Below are 20436 nucleotides of genomic sequence, written 5' to 3' on the forward strand. Positions count from 1 at the left end.
GTCCTAAATGCTTTTCAAAGACTAAAAGAAAGTTTTTGTAAAAGGTAAGTTTAAGCGTGAGTAATCCTATCTTTTTTACTATTTAACAATCTTATGTAGGTTGTTAGTCATAATGAAATCATACATTATTGTTTCAAAAAATTGTTTAAAACATCGGCTATTTTACGATTATCAGAAAGTTGTGGGATTTTGTTTTGTCCGCCGAATTTACCTATCGATTTCATATATTCATGAAAACCACCTTTTTTAACTTTTCGAATCAGTAATGGACGTAATACTTTTCCTTCAATTAAATCTTGATAATAAATATTTTGTTGCTGCATAGAAGTATCAATTTTTGCAGCCATTTCATCTAAATTTTCGGGTTCATTTTCAAACTCAATAAACCACTCGTGATATGGTAATCCAGACTCTGGATTTACCTGTGGAGCTACAGTAAATTCACTTACATTCACATTTGTTCCAACAATAGCATCGTTTAATGCTTTTTCAACTTCTTTACCAATAACATGCTCACCAAAAGCAGAAATAAAATGCTTAATTCTTCCAGTAACTTTTATTCGATATGGAGCTAGAGAAGTAAATTCAACAGTATCTCCAATATTGTATCCCCAAAGTCCTGCAGTTGTATTTAAAATGATAACATAGTTTACACCCAATTGTACGTCTTTTAAGGAAATACGCGTTGGATTTTCATCAAAGAATTCAGTAGCAGGAATAAACTCGTAAAAAATACCAGAATCAAGCTGTAATAGCATTCCTTTTTCTTTTTGAGAATCTTGAAATGCAATAAAACCTTCAGAAGCTGGATATAGTTCGATATAATCGATTTTTTTACCAATTAAAGCTTCAAATTTATTCTTGTAAGGTTCAAAGTTTACACCGCCGTAAATGAAGAAATTGAAGTTAGGGAAAATTTCAGAAATTGTTTTTCCTGTTTTATCAATTAACTTTTCAAAATACATTTGAACCCAAGAAGGAATTCCACTAATTACACTCATGTTTTCAGGTAATGTTTCTTCAACTACCTTATCTACTTTTGTGTCCCAATCTTCAATACAATTTGTTTCCCAACTTGGTAATCTATTTTTCAATAAATAATTAGGGACATAATGCGCTACAATTCCGCTTAAACGACCTAACTTAATTCCATTCATATCTTCAAGAACTGGACTTCCTTGTAAAAAGATCATTTTTCCATTTACAAAAGAAGCATCCTTAGTTTCGTTGATATAAAATAACAAAACATTTCGTGCCGATTTAATATGTGTTGGCATCGATTCTTTAGTGATTGGAATATATTTTGCACCAGATGTTGTTCCAGATGTTTTAGCAAAGTAGATTGGTTTTCCTTTCCATAAAATATTTTCTTCACCAGCAACCATTCTATCTACATAAGGACGTAAACCTTCATAATCGTTAACAGGAACACGTTTTTTAAAATCTTCATAAGAATTAATCGAAACAAAGTCATGATCTTTTCCAAAGGCAGTTTTACATCCTTCAGAAATTAAATATTGAAAAACTTTATCTTGAGTTTTAATTGGTTTAGAAGCCCATTTTCTTACTTGTTTTACCGCTCGTTTTGCGAAAGGAATAGCTAATAAAGATTTTAATGACATAGAGTTTTATTTTGCTTGAAGCTTGAAGATTTTTACTTCTAAATTATTACTGAAAGTTAATATAGCTTGTTGGATTTACAGGATAACCATTGTTCCATAACTCAAAATGAAGATGAGGCCCAGTTGTTAATTCACCTGTAGAACCTACACTAGCAATAACTTCACCAGATTTTACAAAGTCACCTTGTTGTTTTAGTAATTGTCCGTTATGTTTATATACAGAAACATAATTATTAGCATGTTGTACTGTAATGATATAACCAGTTTCTGCCGTCCATCCAGAAAGAATAACGGTTCCATCTGCAATTGATTTCACAGGAGTTCCTGTTTTGGCGACAATATCTATAGCGAAATGTTTGTTGGCTGCATTAAAAGATTGTGTTACATTTCCGGTAATTGGAGCAAAGAATACAATTTTAGCTTTGTTTGCTGTTCCAGCTGATAACGCATAACGATCTTTACGTTCTATTTCTTCTCTAAATTGTAAATCTTGTTCTGTAGCTTCTAGTTTTTCATAATCGATAGCAGCTTTGTCTGCTTCGTTTCTAATAGAGTCAATAGCTTCTGGTTTTATATCGCCAGTTAAAACCGGACGAATAGCTTGAGTGAATTTTTCTAAAACTGCTAAACGGATACGAAGTGAATCTGCTTTATAAGTTAATCGGCTTGCGTCTTTTTTAAGTTTTGTTGAAGAATAGCCAGGAATATATTCTTTTAAAGAAGTAAACGCGATTAAAAACGTAGTAAGTGTAATTAACAGAATAGAAAAAATACCGCCGAATACAAAAACATTTAAACGCGATAATTTTAATGAAAAACGTTCCTGAAACGTATCTTCATTTAAAACTACCAATCTGTATTTATCGGTCAGTTTTTGTTTTAACTTACTCGGTTTTTTCTTGTTTTTAGCCACGAATACTAGGTTTGGATTCTCAAATATACAACGAAAAAATAGGACAACTATTTTTTATAAAAGTTCATCTCGTCTATGTATTGCCAAACTTCAGCAGTAAGTAATGGTTTAATATTTTTATTTTCCTTTATGGCATTACGAATCATTGTAGAAGAAATCTCAACAATTGGAGCATTTACACGATGAATTTTCGGATGATTATCAAATTGAGTTTCTACTTTTCCTTCAGAAATTCTTGGATAAACATATACATTATGATCTTGTAAAATTACTTCGTAGTTTTTCCATTTATGAAGACTTTTTAAATTGTCTTCTCCCATAATTAAACTGAAGTTGTTATCAGGATATTTATCAGAAATATGTGCTAAAGTATGAACTGTATAATTCGGCTGAGGTAATTTAAATTCTATATCTGAAGGAGAAATTTTATCGTAATCTTCCGTAGCTTTAAACACCATTTCTAAACGATGATGATTATCAAGAAGAGAGCTTTTTTTCTTGAAAGGATTGTGAGGTGTAACAACCATCCAGATTTCATCCAAATCAGAGTTTTCTACCATATGATTGGCAATAATTAAATGCCCAATATGAATAGGATTAAATGTTCCGAAATATAACCCAATGTTTTTCATGAACTCTTTTTGACTTCTAATTTTTATCTAAACCAATAAAGTCTGAAACCAGATCTTCTGCTTCTTGTAAAGCTGTACTTAAATCGTAGTTTTTAATAATAGTATCAAACTGAGGCGCAGTAGCTAATTCAACAGAAGCTTTAGCAATTCGCATGTTGATTTTATCTTCGCTTTCTGTTTTTCTTTCCTTTAAGCGTCTTTTTAATTCATCAACACTTGGTGGTTTTACAAAAACAGCTAATGTTTCTTCAGGAAATTTCTTTTTAATACGTAATCCACCAGCAACATCGATATCAAAAATCACATGTTTTCCTTCAGACCAAATACGTTCTACCTCTGTTTTTAAAGTTCCGTAGAAGTTTTCAGTATATACTTCTTCCCACTCTAGGAATTCTTCAGATTTTATTTTCTGAATAAATTCATCTCTCGAGATAAAATAATAATCAATTCCGTCTTTTTCTTCTCCACGTGGAGCTCTAGAAGTAGCAGAAATTGAAAACTCTAAATTAAAGCGTTCCTGTGCTAATAAATGACGAACAATTGTTGTTTTACCAGATCCAGAAGGTGCCGAAAACACAAATAATTTTCCTTGAAACTCTTTCGCCATTATAATACGTTTAATATTTGTTCTTTAATTTTTTCTAACTCGTCTTTCATTTGAATCACTACTTTTTGTAACGGAGCATAGTTTGCTTTCGATCCAGTAGTATTAATTTCTCTTCCAATTTCTTGAACGATAAATCCTAATTTTTTTCCGTTAGAGTCACTAGTATCTAAAGTTTGTAAGAAGTAATCTAAGTGATTTGCTAAACGCACTTTTTCTTCGTTAATGTCTAACTTTTCTAAATAGTAAATTAATTCTTGTTCAAATCGGTTTTCATCAACTTCAACTTTTAATTCATCTAAAGCTTTTCCTAAACGTTGTTTTACGTTTTCAATTCTTTCACCGTCCATTTCATGAACTTGAGCCAAACAACTTTTAATATTGGTAATACGTTGTTTAAAGTCGTTTTCTAATGAAGCAGCTTCATCAGTTCTATATTGAACAATATCTTTTAAAGCAGTATCGATATGATTTTCAATTTCACTCCATTCATTTTCATCTAGTTCTTCACGCTCAGTTTTTAAAGCATCTGGCATACGAACTGCCATTTCTAATAACTTTACATCATCTGAAGTACCAACAACTACAATATCTCTAAGTTGATCGATATATTTATTTACAACAGCTTTATTTATAGAAGAAGAAGTTTCATCAGCAGTGATTTCAACATAAATAGAAAAATCAACTTTACCTCTTACTAATGCTGAAGCAAGTTTTTTTCTGATACTTAATTCTTTCTCTTTGTAGTATGAAGGAATACGGGTATTGATATCTAAATTTTTGCTATTAAGTGATTTAATCTCAATAGTTACTTTTTTAGTAGGAAGTTGTAATACGGATTTACCGTATCCTGTCATTGATTGAATCATAGGTTGTTTTTAATTGGCTGTAAAGATACATTATTTGCTTGTACTCTCGGCAGTTTGTTTAGAAACCAAGTACACACCTGCAAATATTAAAATACTCGCTAAAATTTTAATCGTATTTAATTGATCACTTCCTACCAATAATGCATAAATACTAGCGACAACAGGTTGTAAATAAATGAAAACACTTACTGTCGTTGGTTTTAATTTGGATAATGCAAAAAGGTTGAAAAGATATGTGATACAAGAAGCAAAAATAACTACGAATCCAATTCTTAAATAGCCAGATATTGGAATAATTGTCCATTGTACTTCTGAGAATTCAGCTATTCCAAAAGGAAACACAAAAATACATCCGAAGAAATATAGCCATCTGATAAATGTAACCGGTTTATATTTTGCAACGACTTTTTTAACAATAACCAAATACATTCCATAGGATGCGGCATTTATAAACACCAAGAAATTTCCTAACATCATATTTTTAGCATCTGCTCCGGGTTCAGTTCCGTAAACAATAAGAACGACTGCACCGATTAATCCGATAATAACACCAATGATTTTGGTTAATGTTGGACGTTCTTTAATTAAAATACTCGAAAAAATAAGCACTAAAATAGGTGAAGTTACCATCATTACAGATGCACTAATTGGTGTTGTATAATTTAAACCTTTAAAAAAGGTAAGCATGTTTAATGCAATACCGAAGAAAGCTGATAAGGCAATGGTTTTATAATCACCTTTTTCAATTTTATCGTTTTTAATAAATAAACTTAAAAACCAAAATACAGCAGCAGCTCCGAATACTCTAAGAAAGATAAAACCAAATGGTTTTACATAGTGAGGCATTACTTCTTTGGCTACGGTAAAAGTAACTCCGTAAATAATAGTAACAATAGAAACTGCTAATAACGCTATAACTCTAGTGTTCATTTTATTCGTTTATTTGAATTAAGCGGCAAAGGTCGAACAATTTTTTAATTAGCAAGTTGAAATGTTTGAATATTAACTAGAAGATGTTTAGTTGTTACTATTCTTTAGGTTTTCTCAGAATTTTCTCCATTTTACGTCCTTTAGCTAATTCATCTATTAGTTTATCTAAGTATCGAGCTTGTTGAGTTAACTTGTTTGTGATTTCTTCAACTCGATATCCGCAGATTACACCTTTAATTAAATCAGCATTCGGATTTAGATTCGCTCTTTCAAAGAAAGTTTTAAACGTTACTTTTTCATCAATCAAACCTTGTATCTCTTCAGATGAAAATCCAGTTAACCATGTAATTACTTCATGTAATTCTTCTGTAGTCCTCTCTTTTTTCTCGATTTTATTTACGTAATGCGGATAAACAGAAGCGAATGTCATATTTGCAATTCTTTCGTCGTGATGTGCAGTTGATTTCATGATGTAGAAAATTAAAATTCAGGAAAATAAGATAAAATAAATTATTTAATTTTCCTGAAAGTTAAACTAATTCTTCCTAAATCGGTATTTGTTTTTGGAATTGCATGTTGCCATTCTTCTTGAACTGCATCGGTCATATAAAATAAAGAGCCAGAAGTTAAAAGATAATCTTTAGTAACTTCTTTTGCATTAATTCTTCTGAATCGAAGTGTACGGGTTTCACCTAAAGAAATAATTACAACACCAGTATTTTCATAAAGAATATCGGTTTGATCTGAATGAAATCCCATACTAGATTTTCCATCTAAATAATAATTAAGTAAACAATTATTAGGTGTGAAACCTAACTCTTCTTCAATGCTTGCAATAATAGTTTTTAGTTCGGGAATAAACTCTTGATCTGGATAACTAATTTGTGAATAATTGTAAGCAACGCCATAACTAGCTGTTTTTCTTGCAGTCATTCTTTCATCCCAATTTATATTTGTAATGAAATGATGAAATAACTGGTCTGAATTTAAAATCCAATTTTCAATATATGTAATACCTTTGACCATCATTATTGAATCATTTTTAAGAAGTGATTTACATACTCCTTTTCATGATTGTAAATTCCTCTAATATGTTTACCATTTATATCCCAAAAAACGCTGTTATTTTTAGGAGCATTTTTATAAAGTTTCTTTCCTAGTTCATATCTAACTTGTTTGTCAGTTTTACTATGCGCAATTACAATAGGTATCTTTAAGTTTTTGATTTCTTCTTCTGCAGGAAAATCATTATTCATGATGACAGGAATTAACCATTTAAAGTTTTCTAAATGTAAAGCTCTCGCATATTCTTTACCAATATCAGGAAAAGAACTAAAAGTTCCTTCTAATAATAAACCTTCAATTTTATTTTCTCTTTTATTAGCGGTCATCGTCGCAAATGCGCCACCAAGTGATTGTCCCCAAATTACAATAGGTTTCTCTTTTACATTTGGTAGAGCTGCGATTTTATCAAACATAGTTAAAGCATCTTCCTGTATAATAGTAGAGTTTTTTGCTTCACCTGTAGATTTTCCAAAGTCTCTACGTTCGTAGCAAAAGATTTGAAATCCTTTATCTAACAAGGGTTGATACGATTTTTGAACCGACATTAAATGCATTCCTTTTCCTGAAAAATGGAAGATTGTTCCAATTGTAGGAATAGAGTCTGGTTTAAAAAGTGCTGCGTGAATTTTGGTGTTTTCAGCAATATCAAAATAAAATTCTTCATGATTAAAATCAGATTTGAACTCGCTGTATTCTAATCCATTTACATGATAAATCATAGCATCAGAAAATCGTGAGAATCTTAAGAATAAAAGGCCTACGATAATAATGGTAACTATTACAATTAGAAACCATTTTAAAATTTTTAAAATCTTAGTCATTGAAAGTTTTTTTAGTAGGACAGGTAAACTTTAAAATAGGTTACAAAAAATTATGCCTTTACTACTTTTGTTTTTGAAAAAGTATCATGCCAACCAGAATCTTCGGCACCTAAAAAAGAAAAACCTTCAAAAGGTATTAGTCTACACAAAGAACGCATTACAATTACACTAAAGTTCGGTTTTTCACCATCAAGGGTAACTACTTTTGTTTTCGTAATATATTTACCTATAGTTCTTCCTGAACTTGCTTCAAAAGAAACATAGTAAATCATATTTATAAAAGCACCTAAAGCATACTCAAAAAGTAAAATTTTACTTGTGTTTGTAGAATAAATTAAATCAGGAGCAATATTAACTAATATCGGTCCAATCATTAAACCAATCAAGTAACCCAGTATATAAATAAAAATAAGATCAAGTAGATAATTTGCCAATCGGATTCCTTTACCAACAGTTTCATGAATATTTTCAAACTCTTGAAAAATAATTTCATTTTTTAAGGTTATATCTTCATCAAAAGAATCGCATGAGTTTTCAAAGTTAGCAGGAGCATTAGTTAGTCCGCAAACAATTCCTTGTTTAAAATCTAATTTTTGATTTTTACAAATCTTACAGAAGCTTAAACGTTCTTCTCTAGTCATAGTTTTTCAATTTTATAAATTATATAGCGGGGCAAAAGTAGTAAAATATAGAAAGTTAAATTTTACTTTTTATAAATTTTGAGTACGCTTCTATTTTTTGTAATAATCTGTTATTCAGACAATCATTTTTACCACTCAATTCGTTTGAAATTAATTGGGCTTCCTTTAAATAGTTTTCAATTTTATTTTGATTCCAATGTTTTGGTGGTTCCTGTAAGTTCGTAATTCGATCAGCTATTTTAACAATACCAATTTCTTTAGATAGTTTATTAATTCTATCTAAACTATCACGCATCCGTTTTTCTTTGGTGCTTAATTTTTCATCTTTTGTGAGTGCTAAAACACCTTCAGCTACAGCTTTTCCGAAGTTTAATGAAATTTCTTCAAAACTAGTATCAGTATCTTCAATAGTATCATGAAGAATAGCAGTTTGTACCGCTAAGTTTATGTCAAAAGAATTATCATAATTATGAGCAATAATAACTTCCATCACTACATTAGAAATATGTAATAAGTAATTTGCTTTAGTTCCAGGAACTTGTTGGTTACAATGTTTTTCCCCCGCAAATTTCATGGCGTTTTGATATAGTTCTTGAATCATTTATTGTGGAAAAGAAAGTTGTTCTTAATTTAATTTTTTTAGTAATAATTGACGCTCTTTTTGTTTGAATTCCATGTTTTCTTTATTCATTGTATTCAAGAGTTTTTTAGCATTAATTTCGTCTTCTTTTATTAAAGATACCATTGTTAAATACCAAAATGTTTCGTCTTTAAACTCAAAGGAGGTTTGAGTTAAGTTTTGTAATATATTTTCTGCTTTAGCATATTGCTTATCATTTAATAATGCCATTGCTTTGTAAAATTCAATTTCAGGAGATTTCTCTTCGCTTAAAATAGCATCAAACTTTACTATAGCATTTTTATAAGATTTACTTTCATAGGCACTAAAAGCTTCATCTAGTTTACTTTCAGAATTTCCTCGTGTAATAGGATGATGAACATTAGGATATTCTTCTAAATAAGATTCATAATTTTCACTAGATAAAAAAAGAAAATAATAACCAGTAATAAATACAGCTAAAGCCGCTACGATTTTAAGAAAAATAGGCTTTGGTTTCTTTTTACTTTCAATATTTTTAATAAGATTACTAATTTCTTTGTCTTCATTCACTTGAAAAGCGATCATAAGATCTTCATGAGCTTTTAAAGTGACTAAGAATTCTTTATTAGTTTCTTTTAATGAATCGAATAGTTTTTGTTCTTCACTATTTAATTCATTCTTAAAGTGTTTTTGTATGATTTCGTCGTAATTATTCATTTTTGACTAACGCTTTAAGTTTTTTCATGCATCTAGATTTATGACTACTCACTGTATTTGCATCTTTGTAATCGGTAAGATTTACAATTTCTTCAATATCTAAGTTTCGAAAATAAAACAGCTTTAAAAGAGTTCTACAAGATTCCGATATCTTTTGTAAAGCTTTACTTAATGCAATTTGCTCGATTGTTGGAGTTACATCATCGATTTCAATACTTTCGTAGGCTTCATCTTTTCTGTCTTTTACTAAATGTATTTTTTTATTCTTTTTAAAGTGATTATAAATCTTATTTTTTCCAATACCAAACAAATAGGTTTTTATAGAACTTTTAGTAATATTTATTTTGTTCTGTGTGAAACTTTTATTGAACGCAATAATAGTATCATGATAAATATCTAAAGCATCTTCTTCACTTAGCTTGTAAGTAAAAGCATACTTTAAAAAGTCTGCTCTATAATTCACGTATACCTTTCGTAAAGCATCTCTATTACCATTTCTTAATTCTTGTTGAAGTGATATATCATTAATGTTTCTATTCATTAGTTGCTGAGATACAGTAAATATTAACAGAAAATTTTTTTTTCTGGAAAATGTTAAGATTCGAAATAATTACAAAACTAATATATGAATATAAAAACGAAACAACTGAACAACAATTAAAAACGCTTTATATGAAATATAGATTACTACTTTTTTTTATGACATTATCTGTAGGACTTTTAGCTCAACAAACTTTTGTACCAGATGATGCTTTTGAACAGTTTCTTATCAATGAAGGTTACGATACTGTTTTAGATGATTATGTACTAACAGAAAACATAAAAAATGTTACTTTTTTACCCATAGATTCTCAAGGAATTAAAGATTTAACGGGTTTAGAAGACTTTAGTGCATTAACAGACCTCAGGATTTTTGGAAATCCATTACAAACTGTAGACTTAACAGCCAATAAAGAGCTACAGTTTTTAAGAATGGGAAACCAAATATTAACATCAATCAATGTGTATAACTTAACCAAGCTTAAAAGGCTTTTTATCTTGGAATCTTCTATCACTGCACTTGATGTTTCTTCGAATACGAACTTAGAGTTGTTAACCTTAGAAGATAATACAGAATTAGTTGATTTAAATATTAATGGAGCCGTTAGTTTAGAAAGCCTTAGAAATGTTAATAATGATAAATTGGAAACTATTAATCTTTCAGCAAATACAGCATTAAAAAGATTTTCAGCTTACTACTGCGAAAAACTAAATAACCTAGATTTTGTGAATAATACTCGTATTACAGATATCATTTTTAATGAAATGACTAGTTTATCAAATGTTTCTATTAAAAATGGTAAGAATAACTATTATCTAGAAAGCTTAAGAAATCCTAATTTAAGATGTGTAGAGGTTTCTGATGCAGATTATGTGAATGCAAATTGGTCGAGAACAAAAATAACAGGAGCTTTACGATTCGATGAATACTTAGTCTTCAGTAACGATTGTGGAGGATCTTCAACTCTAGAAACTACTGAAATTCCTGATAGTAATTTTGAAACTTATTTAGAATCTATAGGTGCTGGTAATGGAGTTACAGGAGATAATAAGGTATCGACTTCGGCTATTCAAGCATTAACTACTTTAGATGTTAGCGGGCAAAGTATTACTAATCTTTCTGGGATCGAGGAGTTTACTGCTTTAACAAATTTAAATTGTAGTACAAATGAACTTACAAGTTTAGATGTTAGCACATTAGTGAATTTAACAGACTTAGATTGTTCTTATAATGATATTGGTGAGTTATCGGTTATTAAAAATTTAGAGTTGGTAAACTTAAACTGTAGTGCAAATCAGATTACAGAATTAAACACTTTATCAAACTCAAAGTTAGAAAATTTAAACTGTGAAGTTAATGCTATTGAGTATTTAGATTTAGTAAATAATTCTCGATTAACTAAGTTAAGTTGTAATGATAATGCTTTGGTTGGTTTAAACATAAAAAATGGAAATAATTCACGAATTTCTAATGAAAACTTCTCTGTTTTTGCAAATCCAGATTTAACCTGTATTCAGGTAGATGATGAGAACTATAGCACTACAAATTGGTTTCAAACTGATATGCAAACAAACTTTAACGAAAACTGTACACCAGTAAATGACGATTGTTCTTTTACGATTCCAATTGTTTTAGGACAAGATACACCAGGAAGTACAATTAGTGCATCTGGAGCAGCAACAAATCCGAATTGTGCTCAAAATGGAACAACAGTTTTTGATGTTTGGTATTCATTCACAGCTCCAGAATCTGGAAGTATGAATATCACTATTTCTGCAGGTACATTAATTTCAAAAATTGCATTGTATGAAACTTGTACAGATGCAACTCCATTAAATTGTGATGAAGGAAATTTATCAGTAGACAATTTAAATCCTGGTCAAGAATACTATTTACAAGTTTGGTTAGAACTATCTAGTAGATTTCAATCTAAATCAGAATCTGGAGGTTTTGTTTTAAAGGCCGAAGATACTTCCAATGTATTATCTACTGAAGATGTAGTTTCTGATATAGATTTCTCCATATATCCAAATCCAACTTCAGAATTGATAAAGATTAAAAATTCAAATTCAATTCAATCTATAGTTGTATTCAATAGTAAAGGGAAAGTTTGTTTGAAAGAGAAAAATATAGAAAACACACAAACAGAAGTTTCATTAAGAAATCTGCCTGTAGGTTTATATTTTATTCGTGTCGAAGACGAATTCAAAAACTTTATCCATAAAAAAATTATAAAACATTAAATATGAAAAAAGTAGTCAGTCTGTTATTGTTTTTTCTATTGATTCAAACAGGTGTTAGTCAAAAAGTAAGTTACAATGGTGAAGCTTTTGGAGCTTGCGAAGCTGTAGAAGCAAGTGTGAGTAAAAACAAGTTTTCAGTTTATATCTCACAACATGAATTAAGAGAAGGTTACGGAGGAAAATTTGAGTTGTCTGGAGGAAGATTAAATGTAGATAACAACAAAGTTCCAAATAATTTAGAATTGGTTATGGAGGTGGATTTTGTAAACGGTTTAAAGTTTCCTATTACACCTAAAGACAGTGTATATATTAACTTAAGTGCATTAAATAAAGGTTATCGTGATGACATGAGTATGATGAGCCAAATTAATAGTAAAGACCATGCGCGTGTTGAAAAAGAAAGGAAAGACTTTCAAGGGAAAAAGAACGGAATGCAAGAGAAAATGAAAGCGCTTACCAAGAAATTTCAAGAAGGTAAAATTTCTGCTGATGAATTTGGTAAGAAATTAAAAGCTTTAAGTGATCCTTTATTAAAAGAAGCTCAATCTAGTTATACGAATAGTATACGTTTTACTGAAGCTGAAGATGCTACGACATATAGTATCGATTTCATAAATACGTATAAATTAATAGAAAGTAGAGCTTTTTCTGGTACGCTTTATATAGAGCGTTTTAATGAGAAAGAATTTGTAGCAAGTTTCAACGGAATTCAAATTGTAGACTGTTTAGAGAAAAGAGCTGCAAGTTCTAAAGAAGAAGAAAAAAAGTGTAAATCACATCGTTCAAAATACATGAAAGAGTTTTTTGTTTTTAAAGAAGGAGAAGTAAAAGGAACGATCAATGTGAAATTGAAAAAGTTCGAGGATTTTAGATAATAATCAAAAAAGAAGAAATTATGAAACTATTAAAAACAGTAATATTTATCATGACTTTAGCAGTACTAAGTTCATGTTTTGGAGATAAAAAATCAATTATTGGATCTGATTTAGGAAATACATCTTTTGTAAATAAAAACTTTCAAGGAAATACAATTGAATTTGATGCAGTAACAGATGTATGCAGTTTAATAAGTAAGGAAAAATTAGCTAGTTTATATAACGTATCAGCAGATGCAATCGTAACTGTAGGACAAGGGAAGTTCGTGCAAAACGGAAATACAAAAACGTGTATGTTAAGAGTAAAACTTGGTGGTTCTAACTGGAACTTTTTAACAGGTATGATTTCTCTTTACAAAGAAGTAAGTTCTAGTCAAGATGCAGGAGGAATTTCTGAAGCAATTGGGCAAGGTGAAAATTGGAAAGAAGCTTGGTCGTTAAAAAAATCAATGTCTAAATCGGCAAAATGGATTCCAAAAGTTGGTAAAGCGGCTTTATATACAGATGCAAAAAGAAAGTTAGAAGTAAAGTTAGAAGGTTATACTTTAGAAATAGTTGCACCTGGAGCTCCTTTCAATAAAGAAGAACAAGCAAAGAACAGAGATTTTGAGAAGATTTCTTTACAAATGGCGAAGGATTTAGGTTTTATAAAGTGATTTTAAAATACAGTCTTATATGAATTTTAGTTAAAAAAAACTGCTTTTTGTTAAGCAAATAGGGTCCAGTGAAAAGCCAAATCACTGCAAAAAAATAATAGCTATGAAATTTGATTAATTCATAGCTATTAGAAATATTTTAAAGTATAATTTTACTTAGAACAGAATTCGTTTACTTCATCAATATCAACTTTAAAGCTAGGGTAGTCTTTAAGAATCCCCATTTCAACAGCCTTGTTTTTATTAGAACAAGCGTTTTCTTTATCGTTCATGGCTTTGTAAATTAAAGCTTTAGTTTTGTATGAAATTGAATTGCTAGCATCTTTTTCAATAGCAGTATTTACATTTTCCAAAGCTTTAGCATAATCTTTTTTCAAATAGTAAACCATACTAATGTGTTCGTAAGAATATGTAGCTTTTGGATTTACTTTTAATTCTTCTTGAAAATCGTTTATGGCTTTGTCGTATTCACCTAGATGTCTGTACGCATAACCTCTGTTAGTTCTAGCCACTTTAGCTTTAGGATCTAACTCAATAACTTTTGTAAAATCTTCAACAGATTCTTTGTACTTTAAGTTCATTTCTTTAGCGTAACCGCGATAAAAATAATACGTAGTATTTTCGGGTTCTTTTTCTATTAAGTTAGTTAAGGTAGATACAGCGTTATCCCACTCTTTATTTTTTATTTGCTTAACAGCTTGATCATACGAATCATTCTCTTGTGCTTTTACAACTATTAAAGAAGCTAAAGCTAATGTAATTGACAATAATGTTTTAATTCTCTTCATTTTAATTTTTAGTTAATTATGTTAATATTAGGTTTTACAATGTTACAACTTTTATTATATATTCATTTTTTTTCTTAATTATTAACGAGATTGAGGTTGTTTATCATAAATTTTTATTCGTAGTATCTTATTATTTGTCCTCTTCCTTTGCCTTCGACACTTCTTGCATAAGCATTGATAACTTTAAACATAGGAACAGGATTATGACCAGGGAAATAATCTTTATACTTTTCGTAGGCATCTTCAACCATACCTAAAGAAACTACATTTACTCTAATTTCATTTTCTAGTTCAAGATCAACAGCTTTTACAAAACTATGTATAGCCCCGTTTACCATTGCAGCACTTGTTGTTTTTTTCACAGGATCATCTGCTAAAATTCCAGTAGACAAGGTAATTGATCCTTTTGGATTCAAGTATTTTCGACCAATTCGAACAACATTTACTTGTCCCATTAATTTACTTTTTAAACCAATGTAGAAATCTTCTTCAGTAAGTTTATCAAAATTATCCCATTTGGCTTCACCTGCAATACAAACAATAGCATCGAGTTTTCCGATTTTTTCGAAAGCTTCTTCTATCGATTTACTTTCAGCAATATCTATAAGAACATCACCATTGGTTCTACCGCCAATAATCACTTCATGTTTTTGCTTAAAATGATCAGTTACTTTTTTCCCAATGGTTCCATTTCCTCCAATAATTAATATTTTCATCTGCTAGTTTTTATTTTCAATAATTAATGCTGGAATATTTAACGATTTGTATAAACTATTATACTGACTCATTTCTGTATTGATTATTGCATCTCGTTCATTTTTATAAACTTGCCAATCGTTCATAAGATCGTTAAAACGTTCTTTCGCTCCTTTGGTAACTTTAGGATCTGCCTGATCGATATAATTTAAAAGTTGTAATAATTGTGAGTTCAATTTATTATTGAAATTGATTACATCTTGAAACGTTTTTTGCTTTTCTTGTATTAAGTTTTCTTCCCAAGTTTTGATACGCTTTAAAAGCTTTTCTCCCTTGTCAATGAGTGGTTTTGCATTGGTATTATCTTTTAAAAGTTTAGCATAACCTTTGAGTTGTTTTTTTACCGAGCGTAGTTGATTTACAGAGGTGTGCATTTCTCTTAAAGTAGTTTCAATACGAACCAATATATTTTGTTGTTCTTTAAAATCTTGCGGAGTAGATTGAATTGCAGGATTTGGTAGAATTACAGCTTCTGTTGAAACAGTTTTTCCTTCTAAAGAAAGTTTTAATGTATAATTCCCTGGTGCTACACTAGATCCTGAAAGTCCACCAAAAACAAAAACCTTATTAACAGCAGGAATAGCTTCTCTATTAAAATTCCAAGTAAATCTATTGAATCCTTTTTTTGAAGGAAGAATTTGTGGTCTAGATGGTCCACCTGGCCAAGATTTAAATCCTTTTGGTTTTTTATTGGTGTAGGTTCTAATAACTTTTGAACCTTCTAATACTTCTAGTTTTAAATTTAAAGTGTCTACTTTTTTATCTAAATAATAATCGAAAGTTACACCGCTTCTAGGATTTTGTCCTTGTCCAACAGCTCTAGTAACACCACCAAAAATTCGATAACTTGGCTTTGGTTTAAAAATTTGAATTGCTTTTTTATTTGAAGACATATTTTGTAATACACCTAAATCATCTAAAATCCAGAAACCTCGTCCAGATGTAGCTGCGACCAAATCATTATCTTGAATAGTTAAATCGTTAATTGCAACCACAGGTAAATTTAGTTTTAAACGTTGCCAAAATTTTCCATCGTCATTAGAAACATATAAACCAGTTTCTGTTGCAGCATATAATAAACCTTTACGTTTTTTATCTGCTCTCACAACTCGAGCAAAACCATTAGAATCGTTTAATCCGTTTACAATTTTCGTCCATGATTTTCCGTAATTGGTAGTTTTAAAAATATACGAGTTTAAGTCTAGCGATTTATATCGCATAATTACAACATAAGCGGTTGCAGGGTCGTGTTCAGAAACTTCAATGCTATTTATAATTCCATTCGAAATTCCTTTCGGAGTAATGTTTTCCCAATTCGCACCACCATTTTTAGTAATATGTAATAAACCATCGTCACTACCAGCATATAAAACTCCTTCCTGATGTTGAGATTCTACTAAAGCCGTAAGTGTATTGTAGTTTTCTCCTCCAGCAGCTTCGTTCGTGTAAGGTCCGCCACCCGGACCATGTTTGTCTTTTTCGTTTTTAGTTAAATCTGGACTAATAATTTTCCAGCTAATTCCTCCGTCCGTAGTTTTGAAAACAACATTTCCTGCATGATAAATCGTTTTTCTATTATGAGGAGAAGAGATAATTGGTGCATTCCAATTGTAACGATATTTTGAATCTTTAGGTGCTATACTTAATCCTAATTCAGGATATTCTTTCAATGCTTTTTGAGCTCGAGAAGATTTTGTCCATTTACTAATATTTCCTTGGTAAGTTCCACCGTAAACAGTTTCTGGATTATCTGGATCAAAAGCAATAAAAGCACTTTCTCCACCAGCTACAGAATACCAATCTTTCCAATCGATTCCACCATCATTTGTTCTACTAGCTATTGCTATTGCAGAGTTATCTTGCTGACCGCCATAAACATTATACGGAACTAAATTATCTGTAATTACACGGTAAAACTGTGCAGTAGATTGATTTTGTTGTGTACTCCAACTTTTTCCACTATTGAAAGAAATATTAGCACCACCATCGTTAGAATTAATCATGTTTGTGTTGTCATACGGATTAATCCATAAATGATGATTGTCTCCATGAGGAACAGGAATGTTAGAAAAACTTTTTCCTCCATCAATAGATTTCATAACTGGAGCATTTAGTACATACACAATATTTTCATTCTGAGGATCAGCAAAAATCTCCATATAATACCAAGAACGCGCGATATTTACTCTGTTTCCATTTACTTGTTTCCATTTTTTACCAGCATCATCAGAACGATACACACCACCTTTTTTACCTTCAGCTTCGATAACAGCAAAAACTCTTTCAGGATTTGCTCTAGAAACAGAAATACCAGATTTACCAAAGTCTTTAGGTAAACCAACTTTCATTTTAGTCCAAGTATCACCACCATCAACAGATTTGTATAAACCAGAATGCTTACCACCAGATTCTATAATCCAAGGGAAACGTTGGTGTTGCCACATTGAAGCATATAAGATTCGTGGATTTGTCATGTCCATAGATAATGAAGAAGCTCCTGTAGTTGTATTTACATATAAAACTTTTTTCCAAGTTTTTCCTCCATCGATAGTTCTATAAATTCCACGTTCTTCGGTTGGTGCATATTGAGCACCTTGCGCAGTTATGTAGATAATATTTGGATTTGTTGGGTGAATAACAACATCAGAAATATGACGTGTTTTTTCCAAACCTAAGTGTGTCCAAGTTTTTCCTGCATCCATAGATTTATACACACCATTTCCCATTGAAGTCATAACTCCACGAGCAGCATGTTCTCCCATACCAACAACAACGATATTTGGATCACTTTCTGAAACTGCAATGGCTCCAACAGAACCTGTTTTAAAATATTTATCAGAAATATTTTTCCATGTAATTCCAGCATCTGTGGTTTTAAAAACACCACCACCAGTCGATCCCATGTAATAGGTGAGTGGCTGACCGATAACTCCTGAAGATGTTACGCTTCTTCCTCCTCTAAACGGACCAATATTACGCCACTTTAACCCATGAAACAAAGAATCAGTAATTTCTAAATCAGGTTTTTTACTTTTTTGAGCATTATTGGTTAAAGGCAAAAAAAGAATACAAAAGAGTAACAGTTTTAATGTTTTCATTTAAAAATATAGGCTTTAGATTTATAAGAAAAGTAATAAGGGTTCAATTATTTTCTTTAGGTTGATTGTTTTGAAAATAAATTTTAGAGTTGTCCTTATGCTTTCGACATAAATTTAATAATTTTCAGTTTAATGATAAACAATTCTTTTACTGCATTATAATAGACTAAACTGTATAGTTGAATGACATTATTTTGATTGCTAGTATTTCATAGAAGTCTAGATATATTGTTTATTTATCTCCATGAAATAACTTCATATTTTGAGAAATTTTTATCCATATCAACCATTCTTGATTTTAAACTTTCAATTCCAAAATCTTGATAATCTTGAATTTCTTTTTGAGTTAAGTAATGAATTATATCTAATCCGCCCGCTATTGGTTTACAGGTAATTAGTTTATAAGAAGAATTTGTGTTATGCTTAAATAACATGTATTCGTGATCTTTTGATGTTAACTTTTCCCAGTTCATATTTTGAAGGTGTTTTTTTACAACAAGTTTTATTATAAGGAATACTAAGTAACATTACTAAAATTAAGTCGTCTTGATATAAAAAAACATATGAAAAATTTAATTTACCTTTTATTTCTTACAACAATAATTTTAGGATGTCAATCTAATGAAAATGAGACTAGACCTGAAAAAGATTTTAATTTTTTAACGGATAGTTTAAAAATTGATCAGAAATTGAAAGATCATAATCTAGCAGGGTTTAGTCTTGTTGTCTTTGAGAATTATAACATCGTATATTCTAATCAATTTGGATTGAAATCTGTTAATTCAAATGAAAAAATAGATGAAAACACAGCATTTTCTACTGCATCAATCTCAAAGCCAATAACTGCACTTCTATGTTTTATGCTGGAAGAAAAAGGATTAATCAATTTAAATGATCCAATAGACAGTTATCTTAAACGTTGGCATTTACCCAAGAGTGAATTCATCAAAAAAACAAAGCCAACATGGAAAGATTTTTTAAATCATACAGCAGGAACAAATCAACATGGTTTTGCAGATTTTTATGAAGGAGATACGATTCCGACTATAAAAGAAAGCTTATTGGGTAAATTGCCTAGATATGATAAAGAAATTGATTTTTTGTTTTCACCAGGCTCAAGTTGGTCCTACAGTGGAGGTGGTTATGTAATTATTCAAATGGCTTTAGAGGATACATTAAATACATCAATCGCAGCACTTGCAGATGAATATATTTTTACTCCTCTACATTTGAAAAATACAACTATGATTCAGCCTAATGAACAAGGTTTTCTAAAGAATGTTGCTTTAGTTCACGATAAGAAAAATGAAATTATAAAAACAGGTTTGCCAATAACTCCACAAGTTGCTCCATCTGGATTATGGTCTACACCAAGAGATTTAGCAAAAATAACAATTGAGTTGCAGCATGCTTTACAGGATAAAGGGAATACGATTATTTCTCATGATGTAGCAAAAAAAGTTGTCGAGGTAACTGCATTAAAAGATGCAGTGGGAGGTTGGAGTTATGGTTGGCAGAGATCTTTTGGATTTAATAATTACGATTGGTTTTCGTGTAATGGATCTAATACGGGTGTTGGTGGTGATATTTTTGCTACTGTAACCAATGGTAATGGTTTTGTTTTTCTTGCTAATGGAGAAAAACCAAATCGTTTTCCAGTAATAAATCATGTTAGAACTAAACTTTTGTCTTTAATGAACTGGAAACAAGAATTTAAAAAGAAAGATATACAGGAAACTTCAAATGATTTAAAAACTAGTTTAATAGGAACGTATAAAGATTTTCTTTTTGGACAAGGAATACCAACTCAAATTATAGAAAGAAATAAGAAGCTATATGTTGAATCTCCATTTTTTGAATACTTTACTGGGAAAAAAGATAGTGAAATGGTACAACTAAATAATGGTTTATTTAAGATTGTAGATTATCCAAACTTTTTAAAATTCAACACGAAAAACGGTAAACTGTATTCAGTAACTTTATTAAGAGATAATAACAACGTTACTATAAACTTATTAGAATAACTTTAAGTAATACATGCAGTAAGTTTTATTTAACAAAAAC

General features: G+C 30.2%; 21 protein-coding genes. 4 read left to right on the forward strand and 17 right to left on the reverse strand.

Annotation, left to right across the window (positions count from 1 at the left end; genetic code table 11):
* Positions 1–125: 125 nt before the first annotated feature.
* From AQ1685_RS01600 to AQ1685_RS01660, 13 genes are all read right to left on the reverse strand, one after another.
* Positions 126–1622, reverse strand: coding sequence for a GH3 auxin-responsive promoter family protein (locus AQ1685_RS01600; RefSeq protein WP_095068991.1), 1497 nt, complete (start codon positions 1620–1622; stop codon positions 126–128).
* 46 nt (positions 1623–1668) lie between these two features.
* Positions 1669–2535 carry a M23 family metallopeptidase gene (locus AQ1685_RS01605; protein WP_095068992.1) on the reverse strand — a complete coding sequence of 289 codons (867 nt, stop codon included), beginning with the start codon at positions 2533–2535 and terminating at the stop codon, positions 1669–1671.
* 47 nt (positions 2536–2582) lie between these two features.
* Positions 2583–3167, reverse strand: a complete 585-nt coding sequence (gene nadD, locus AQ1685_RS01610; protein WP_095068993.1) for a nicotinate (nicotinamide) nucleotide adenylyltransferase — start codon at positions 3165–3167, stop codon at positions 2583–2585.
* Between the two features lie 16 nt (positions 3168–3183).
* On the reverse strand, positions 3184–3774 hold the full coding sequence (gene gmk / locus AQ1685_RS01615; RefSeq protein ID WP_095068994.1) for a guanylate kinase: 591 nt from the start codon (positions 3772–3774) through the stop codon (positions 3184–3186).
* Positions 3774–4640: a YicC/YloC family endoribonuclease gene (locus AQ1685_RS01620; RefSeq protein WP_231970231.1), complete on the reverse strand. Its 867-nt coding sequence runs from the start codon at positions 4638–4640 to the stop codon at positions 3774–3776. The genes gmk and AQ1685_RS01620 overlap by 1 nt, the downstream gene beginning before the upstream one ends.
* Positions 4641–4670: 30 nt before the next feature.
* A complete protein-coding gene (locus tag AQ1685_RS01625) occupies positions 4671–5570 on the reverse strand; it encodes a DMT family transporter (RefSeq protein WP_095068996.1) in 900 nt (299 codons plus the stop codon).
* A 97-nt stretch (positions 5571–5667) separates the two neighbouring features.
* A complete protein-coding gene (locus AQ1685_RS01630) occupies positions 5668–6039 on the reverse strand; it encodes a DUF2200 domain-containing protein (RefSeq protein WP_095068997.1) in 372 nt (123 codons plus the stop codon).
* A 41-nt stretch (positions 6040–6080) separates the two neighbouring features.
* On the reverse strand, positions 6081–6599 hold the full coding sequence (locus AQ1685_RS01635; RefSeq protein WP_231970232.1) for an alpha-ketoglutarate-dependent dioxygenase AlkB family protein: 519 nt from the start codon (positions 6597–6599) through the stop codon (positions 6081–6083).
* The gene (locus AQ1685_RS01640; protein ID WP_095068998.1) at positions 6599–7456 is read right to left on the reverse strand and encodes an alpha/beta hydrolase; all 858 of its coding nucleotides are present in this window, start codon (positions 7454–7456) and stop codon (positions 6599–6601) included. The genes AQ1685_RS01635 and AQ1685_RS01640 overlap by 1 nt, the downstream gene beginning before the upstream one ends.
* A gap of 50 nt (positions 7457–7506) precedes the next feature.
* Positions 7507–8097 (reverse strand): RDD family protein, encoded by a 591-nt coding sequence (locus tag AQ1685_RS01645; protein WP_095068999.1) that lies wholly within the window; start codon positions 8095–8097, stop codon positions 7507–7509.
* A gap of 55 nt (positions 8098–8152) precedes the next feature.
* Positions 8153–8698 carry an HD domain-containing protein gene (locus tag AQ1685_RS01650; protein WP_095069000.1) on the reverse strand — a complete coding sequence of 182 codons (546 nt, stop codon included), beginning with the start codon at positions 8696–8698 and terminating at the stop codon, positions 8153–8155.
* A 24-nt stretch (positions 8699–8722) separates the two neighbouring features.
* Entirely contained in the window at positions 8723–9415 is a 693-nt protein-coding gene (locus AQ1685_RS01655; protein ID WP_095069001.1) for an outer membrane protein assembly factor BamD, read from the reverse strand.
* Positions 9408–9956, reverse strand: coding sequence for an RNA polymerase sigma factor (locus tag AQ1685_RS01660; RefSeq protein ID WP_095069002.1), 549 nt, complete (start codon positions 9954–9956; stop codon positions 9408–9410). Before AQ1685_RS01660 ends, AQ1685_RS01655 begins: the two co-directional genes overlap by 8 nt.
* Before the next feature lie 131 nt (positions 9957–10087).
* Here AQ1685_RS01660 and AQ1685_RS01665 point away from each other — a divergent pair, with 131 nt between their 5' ends.
* The 3 genes from AQ1685_RS01665 to AQ1685_RS01675 are packed head-to-tail and all read left to right on the forward strand — an operon-like array spanning position 10088 to position 13730.
* Positions 10088–12199: a T9SS type A sorting domain-containing protein gene (locus tag AQ1685_RS01665; RefSeq protein ID WP_157730046.1), complete on the forward strand. Its 2112-nt coding sequence runs from the start codon at positions 10088–10090 to the stop codon at positions 12197–12199.
* Between the two features lie 2 nt (positions 12200–12201).
* Positions 12202–13074 carry a hypothetical protein gene (locus AQ1685_RS01670; RefSeq protein ID WP_095069004.1) on the forward strand — a complete coding sequence of 291 codons (873 nt, stop codon included), beginning with the start codon at positions 12202–12204 and terminating at the stop codon, positions 13072–13074.
* Positions 13075–13094: 20 nt separating this feature from the next.
* The gene (locus tag AQ1685_RS01675; RefSeq protein WP_157730047.1) at positions 13095–13730 is read left to right on the forward strand and encodes a hypothetical protein; all 636 of its coding nucleotides are present in this window, start codon (positions 13095–13097) and stop codon (positions 13728–13730) included.
* A gap of 152 nt (positions 13731–13882) precedes the next feature.
* Here AQ1685_RS01675 and AQ1685_RS01680 read toward each other — a convergent pair whose 3' ends face one another.
* From AQ1685_RS01680 to AQ1685_RS01695, 4 genes are all read right to left on the reverse strand, one after another.
* Positions 13883–14518, reverse strand: coding sequence for a tetratricopeptide repeat protein (locus AQ1685_RS01680; protein WP_095069006.1), 636 nt, complete (start codon positions 14516–14518; stop codon positions 13883–13885).
* A gap of 113 nt (positions 14519–14631) precedes the next feature.
* A complete protein-coding gene (locus tag AQ1685_RS01685) occupies positions 14632–15234 on the reverse strand; it encodes a short chain dehydrogenase (RefSeq protein WP_095069007.1) in 603 nt (200 codons plus the stop codon).
* Positions 15235–15237: 3 nt separating this feature from the next.
* Positions 15238–18372, reverse strand: coding sequence for a VPS10 domain-containing protein (locus AQ1685_RS01690; RefSeq protein ID WP_095069008.1), 3135 nt, complete (start codon positions 18370–18372; stop codon positions 15238–15240).
* 236 nt (positions 18373–18608) lie between these two features.
* Complete coding sequence (locus AQ1685_RS01695; RefSeq protein ID WP_095069009.1) at positions 18609–18845, reverse strand: hypothetical protein; 237 nt, start codon at positions 18843–18845, stop codon at positions 18609–18611.
* A gap of 90 nt (positions 18846–18935) precedes the next feature.
* Between AQ1685_RS01695 and AQ1685_RS01700 the strand changes: the two genes are divergently transcribed.
* Positions 18936–20396 carry a serine hydrolase domain-containing protein gene (locus AQ1685_RS01700; protein WP_095069010.1) on the forward strand — a complete coding sequence of 487 codons (1461 nt, stop codon included), beginning with the start codon at positions 18936–18938 and terminating at the stop codon, positions 20394–20396.
* Positions 20397–20436: the final 40 nt, after the last annotated feature.

It is taken from the genome of Tenacibaculum jejuense (genome assembly GCF_900198195.1).
Classification (GTDB): domain Bacteria; phylum Bacteroidota; class Bacteroidia; order Flavobacteriales; family Flavobacteriaceae; genus Polaribacter; species Polaribacter jejuensis.